Consider the following 2,497-nt stretch of genomic DNA (forward strand, 5'->3'; position numbering starts at 1 on the left):
ACCAAGAAAGCCCGCAAAACATGGCGTAAGCTCCACATCGGACTCGACCCGGAAACTGGCGATGTCGTTGCCTCGAAGGTGACCACGGAGCATGTGGGCGATGAAACGGCGCTGCCTGAGCTACTCGCTGACATGGATGCTGATGTGAGCCGGTTTCTGGCGGATGGTGCCTATGACGGCCAGGGGGTGGCAGACTGCCTGATTGGAAAGTTCGGGCTCGGGGTTGATGTCATTATCCCTCCGCCGAAGAACGCAGCTCACGGCGAGAATGCACAACGCAATCACCACATCGATGCCATCGCTCAACATGGCAGAATGAGCTGGCAAACGAAGACGGGATACAACGAGAGATCGCGGATTGAAGCCCAGATCGGCAGATGGAAACAGGTCATCGGCGATCGCCTGCAAGCGCGTAATTTCGACAATCAAATAGCTGAGGTGAAAATAGCATCAAAGGGGCTCAACCGCATGACTGGTTTCGGTCGTGCGGCGTATGAACGTGTCTTCTGAAGTGATGGGGTATGGGGCAAATTCGCCTCAATTCTGATCCATGCAACACGGTCCAAATAACCCTATTTGGGCCCATAAGCGCTGACGTCAGACAGTCGAGCTCCCGGCTCAACTCCGCGATCGAAGCCTGCGATCGTTGTATTGCTGCTCTGACGGCGTGCGTAGTCGTGGCGCTCCCGTGACGAACTTGTCCCATAGTGCTTCCTTCCGATCATGTGAAAAGATCAGACCATCAAACCGTGGGATCAAACACCTAGTCGATAAGTTTTTTTTATTTATTCTTTTTTTGAGCTGCTTGCATCTGGAGGATGAGTTCAACTGATCTCGTGGAAAACGTGTGAAGTCATCGGTTGTGACTTGATCGTTGGTCAGAGTTGTTCGCTTTCCGACGCCTTTCGGCTGGCAGTGAGATTGTTGTGGGATAGCGTCGGCCCTTTTCAAGAGGAATATATACTGTGACAAAAATTGATAACGTGCCCTCCACGACAACCTCACCCTCGGTTCGTGATGGCGTGGCAGAAGTCAAGGTTCTGACGAAGCGCAAGCGGCAAGCGGCGGAGCAGTCGCAGAAGCAGAAACACGCAGGAGGCCGAGAGGAGCAGGCTAAGTTGTTTGCAGCGGCCAATAGTGCGCTCCGACAGACATCAGAACGCAATAGGTCGTTTGCATCGGTTGCAACCCTAAAGGGCCCTGGAGCTACTGGTGAGGGTGCGCAAAGCAAGGTGATAAGGCCCACCGGCCCAGTGCCTGCCCGGAGTTTTATGAGTGGCAGCGGACGCGACCAGGTGGAGCTTGCCCCTTATGTTCTCCATCCCAATGGGGATGCTGAAGCGCGGGTTTTGAAGCGCAACGGCAAGGACGTTGACGGTCTGATTGCAACCAAACCGGCAGGACAGAAGCATTGGACAGTGGTCGTTGATTTGCACGCCGCCGCTGGGCACCGTTCTTCGGGGCCTGGTGGTTCTTCCCAACACGGGAGGACGTCCCAACATACGAGTGAGGACTTGCACCGGCTCCTGATCGGGTTCGGAAATGATCTGCGAGTGGCCTATAGCATTTATCAACAGACGCAAGCAGCTGGGGATTCCAGGGGAATCAGAGCCGCCGAGAGTGATCTACAAACCGCGGCACGTTATTTTTCTGAAGCATTTGAGAACGTCAATGGTCGTCCCCCGGTTCCTGATGAAATAAACCTTGCGTGTGGTGACGAGCGCCCGTCCCGATCTGCTCATGGAAACCTGTCTATTACGGACAGACCGCACCGCACCGATCGGGGACCATCACCGACGCAAGTTCCGGACTGGGTAATGAACCCGGAACACGACCTAACAGTTGACGTTGCTCCGGACTGGCCAGCTGACCCGGATACCGAAATGCCATACTGGGTAATGAACCCGGAACACGACCTACCCGACCTACGAATTACCGATGCTCCTCTGGACTGGCCAGTTGACCCGGATACCGAAATGCCACCACCGCAGCCTTCAAAACGCGCAAGGGGAAGGACGCTGAGTGAGGAGGAAAAATCTCGAATCCGCAACCTGTACGTGAGCGGCGAACAGCCGAGCATCAGCGCCCTCGCAAACCAGTTCAAGGTGAGCGAATCTTCCATTGGCAAGGCTCTCAGAGTTGACGAGAAAACAACACTCGCACGGCCAAGCGGGCGACGAAGCAAGCTGAGTGAGGAGCAAAAATCTCGAATCCGCGACCTGTACGATAACGGCGCAGGTTTGAGCATCAAAGCCCTCGCAAAAGAGTTCCGTGCGGACCGCACTACCATTAGAAATGTTCTCGGAATTGACGAAAAAACAACACTCTCACGGTCAGGCGGGCGACCCAAGAAGCTGAGTGAGGAGCAAATATCTCAAATCCGACGCCTGCGCGAGAGCGACCCAAAGCCGAGCATCAGCGCCCTCGCAAAACGGTTCAACGTGAGCGCCGCAACCATTTTCAACGTTCTCAATAATACCAATGACACAACACCTGC

Annotated in this window: 2 protein-coding genes; both read left to right on the top strand. The window is 54.8% G+C overall.

Features of this window, described 5'->3' with window-relative positions:
- Nucleotides 1-510: transposase (locus tag Q1A75_RS23655; protein WP_299593483.1), on the top strand; the 510-nt coding region annotated here is incomplete at its 5' end.
- A gap of 455 nt (nt 511-965) precedes the next feature.
- On the top strand, nt 966-2,497 hold a 1,532-nt coding region (locus Q1A75_RS23660), incomplete at its 3' end, for a helix-turn-helix domain-containing protein (protein ID WP_299641491.1).

Source organism: uncultured Tateyamaria sp. (assembly GCF_947504105.1).
GTDB lineage: Bacteria > Pseudomonadota > Alphaproteobacteria > Rhodobacterales > Rhodobacteraceae > Tateyamaria.